Genomic DNA, 3,108 nt, shown 5'->3' with positions numbered 1-3,108 from the left:
GGCGAGAGCGGCTTCCTCATGCAGTCGAGGCGTCTGCAGGAAGATCTCGCGGCAGATTGCCGTGATGATCGGTACGACCATGACCGCCAGCACCATGGCGGCGGTGAGGATCGTGCGGCCGGTGGGGCGCGAAGCGCCTCGTCGAGCTTGGAGTTGTAGACCATCAACAGCAACTCGCTCTTCGAAGCGGCGTACCGGAACAGAGTGCCTGCGGCCACGTCTGCCCGGTCCGAGATCTGCTGGGTGGTCACGGCGCTGAAGCCCTCGGCGTCGAACAGTTCGGCTGCCGCCTCGGAGATCCGCCGCTGCTTGGCCTCCATCGACCTCGACCTTCGACTGACTGCGTTCGTAGCGGACATCCGTTCCTCCTTCTGAAATGGATCGTACTCATTAATGAGTGCACGCCGCAATGGGGGTGGACGTCTTGCGTTCGGTGCCTTCGTGCCCGCTTCTGCTCACTCCGCGTCCGCGGGCCGCCGCGATGGGTTGAAGTAAGGGTCACCTTACTTGTAGGCTCGCGGCGGAGATTAGAACACCGTTCACTCTACGAGCGGTCGCTTTCTACGGTGCGAGGGAGTCGCGATGGATGTGGAACGAAACGGCGGCGCGACGACGCAGGAGTCGTTCTTCGCCCCGGTGCCCGCAGCCTTGCTGGCATCATCGCCTTGAGCGTGATCGGCGCGATCAGCGGCGTCATCCCTTTCATCGCGATCGTGGAGCTTGCGCGCACCCTGCTGCCCGCACTGGCGGGCGGTGAGGTCGACGCCGGCCGGATGTGGACGATCGTCGTCGTCGCGGTGGCCGCGCTCTTCGTCAGCTTCGGGGCGGCGTTCCTGTCGGGCATGGTGAGCCACCTCGCCGACGCCGAGCTGCAGCACCCGCATCGTCCGGCACCTGCAGCGGCTGCCTCTCGGCTGGTTCGACCGACGCTGGCTACACCCTCAACTGCGAAGAGCCCGCAAAGTGTCGGTTTGTGCACACCAGTACAGATCGGGCGTTGTCCACAGTCCCCAGCACAATGCCCGAATTACTAGGGGCAGCTGTGCCGACGACTTCGGACACTGACAGCGGCGGTACTCCGGAATGGGATCTCACTAGACGATCCCCTCGCGGACACCGCATGGCCATGGTGGCAATACCGTCGATGCTCACCCTCGCCGAGCTAGATTCGCTGAATGCGGGCTCACCGGAGCGATCGAGTTCCATACGCTGCATGCTGGCACGAGTGATAGTTCACTGCCGATGCGTCAAGGCCTAGAGTCGCGCTATGACGGCAGCTCACGGGACGCACGGCGAGGGCTCGCCGTGCGTAGGTACCTCGTTCCTCTATGAAGATGATGTTGTACGGGCAGTGATGGGGCACCTGGAGCTCGAGGGTTGGACGATCGACTCGTTCGCTCTGAGCCACCAGCACGGGGATGACATCGTGGCTAGTCGGGGTGATCAGCGCCTCATCATCGAAGCCAAAGGCGACGGTAGCTCCAAGAGCACGTCGTCTCGGTTCGGCAAACCATTTACCCGAAACCAGGTGAAGACGCACGTCTCCGTCGCGGTGGTTCGGGCGATGCGAGTTACATCTGCTGGGGAAGCTGACGCTGCGCTTGCTCTGCCGGCCTCCGAGTTCCATCACCTCGAGATCGGGCACATTGCGCCCGCACTCCAGCAGTTAGGAATCCAGGTCTACTGGGTCGGGTCAGACCACTCCGTGGCGCTGCGTTGAGCGAGTGCTCATCGAGCCCCTGGGATAGTGCGGCGTCAGATGCCGGCTTCCTCCCCGTTGGGGAAGTAGCAGCGTTCCTCGTCCTCACTGCACAAGAATCAATACGAGGCGAACCCGCCATCCGGCGATAGGCACCCGTCGTAGCCTCGCGGAGCGTCCCTCACGTGCACATCCGCAATCCAGAAGGAGTGGGACCGTGCAGCGCTGTTAGGCTGCGACGGCTTAGGGCCCGGTCACGGCGATGACGCGCAGCCATCCATCCGTGGTCTCGCCGTTGATTGTGGCCTCGCCGCTCTCCACCACGACCTCGACGATGGTGCCGTCGGTCCAGCCGACAGTCTCGGATTGATCGACGAACACGAATAGGTCGTCGGCGCCGCCGTGCGCCTTGAAGAGGACCGTGTATTCTCCTGACGCACCGGTCGACCAGTATTCCGCCCCCATGAGCTCACCCGTGAACCGAAACTGATCCCCGGTCTGGATGCCGCCCAATTGTGCCGAGTTCAATCGGTCCAGCAGCTCATCGACCGTGGTGTCAACTACGTTCGCACTGATCGACGCTTGGGGTGTCGGCTCAGCATCCGACTGCCCTTCCTCGACCGGCTCTTCCTCGACCGGCTCATCCTCGTTGCCGCACGAGCGGTCGACGGTGAGGCGTGGCTGCTTGGCGATCGCCTCGCCCGCGGCGGGCAGCTGCTCGCAGACGATCCAGGCGGAGTCGTCCACGATGCCGAACACCCCCCCGCCGAGCACCTCAAGATCACTGCTGTATCCGGCGCGCTCGATGTCACTTTTCGCCGTGTCGAGAGGCGAGCCGACGACGTCGGGCATCTCGACTTCTTCGCCGGAGCCGCACGCGGTCAAGGTCATCATGAGGACGATTGCGGCGATCAAGCCGGCCCCGCGCTGTGCGTTCAAGGATGTACTTTCTCTTGTTCTGGAAGCTGTGCGGTTGCGGGGTCTCAGCCCCCAAACCCAGGTCAGCATATGGGCGAAATAGACGCCATGACACCCGTGGGCTGACCAACGTCCGCTCCGTCACCGGATCGTGATGAACTGCTGGGCTGCTCTGCCACAACCCCTATGCTTCCTCTCATGGGGAAGACTAAGAAATACGGCTTTGGAAGTTTCTTGTTCGACGCGATCCTGACGCTGATCACTGGTGGCATCTGGCTCATCTGGATCTTCGTCCGCGAGATGCGGCGCAGGTAACTTAATCGGGGTCCGTTCGCCGTTTCGTGGGCGGGAAGTGGCTTTACCGGAGGTCAAGCCCCGGCGAGTGGTGTAGCGGTCGGTGATCCTTCTGCTGTTGGTTTCGGTTAGGCGCTGAGTTCGAGGACGGGCTGGTCGGTCACCTCATCTCCGGTGTCGGGGACGAGGGTGAGGCG

At 63.0% G+C, this 3,108-nt stretch carries 3 protein-coding genes and 2 pseudogenes; 2 read left to right on the top strand and 3 right to left on the bottom strand.

Going from position 1 to position 3,108, the window contains the following annotated elements:
- Positions 1 to 138 (bottom strand): annotated as a pseudogene (locus KZA10_RS18055) (phosphate ABC transporter permease subunit PstC); the annotation flags it as partial.
- An 86-nt stretch (positions 139 to 224) separates the two neighbouring features.
- Positions 225 to 320, bottom strand: a pseudogene (locus KZA10_RS18050) (hypothetical protein); the annotation flags it as partial.
- A 351-nt stretch (positions 321 to 671) separates the two neighbouring features.
- Here KZA10_RS18050 and KZA10_RS10740 point away from each other — a divergent pair.
- Both KZA10_RS10740 and KZA10_RS10735 read left to right on the top strand, forming a co-directional pair.
- On the top strand, positions 672 to 1,034 hold the full coding sequence (locus KZA10_RS10740) for a hypothetical protein (RefSeq protein WP_218682875.1): 363 nt from the start codon (positions 672 to 674) through the stop codon (positions 1,032 to 1,034).
- A 233-nt stretch (positions 1,035 to 1,267) separates the two neighbouring features.
- Positions 1,268 to 1,720 (top strand): hypothetical protein, encoded by a 453-nt coding sequence (locus tag KZA10_RS10735; protein ID WP_218682874.1) that lies wholly within the window; start codon positions 1,268 to 1,270, stop codon positions 1,718 to 1,720.
- Between the two features lie 222 nt (positions 1,721 to 1,942).
- Here the strand turns inward: KZA10_RS10735 and KZA10_RS10730 are convergent, their stop codons facing one another.
- Complete coding sequence (locus KZA10_RS10730; RefSeq protein ID WP_218682872.1) at positions 1,943 to 2,638, bottom strand: PASTA domain-containing protein; 696 nt, start codon at positions 2,636 to 2,638, stop codon at positions 1,943 to 1,945.
- Between the last annotated feature and the right edge of the window lie 470 nt (positions 2,639 to 3,108).

It is taken from the genome of Microbacterium sp. BF1 (assembly GCF_019279095.1).
Classification (GTDB): Bacteria; Actinomycetota; Actinomycetes; order Actinomycetales; family Microbacteriaceae; genus Microbacterium; species Microbacterium maritypicum.
Note: the sequence above shows the minus strand (reverse complement) of the source record. Positions and strands in the feature narration are given on the sequence as shown.

Excerpts from the sequence above, each read along its gene's own strand:
- KZA10_RS10735 (WP_218682874.1), top strand. The coding sequence starts at position 1,268 with ATGACGGCAGCTCACGGGACGCACGGCGAGGGCTCGCCGTGCGTAGGT.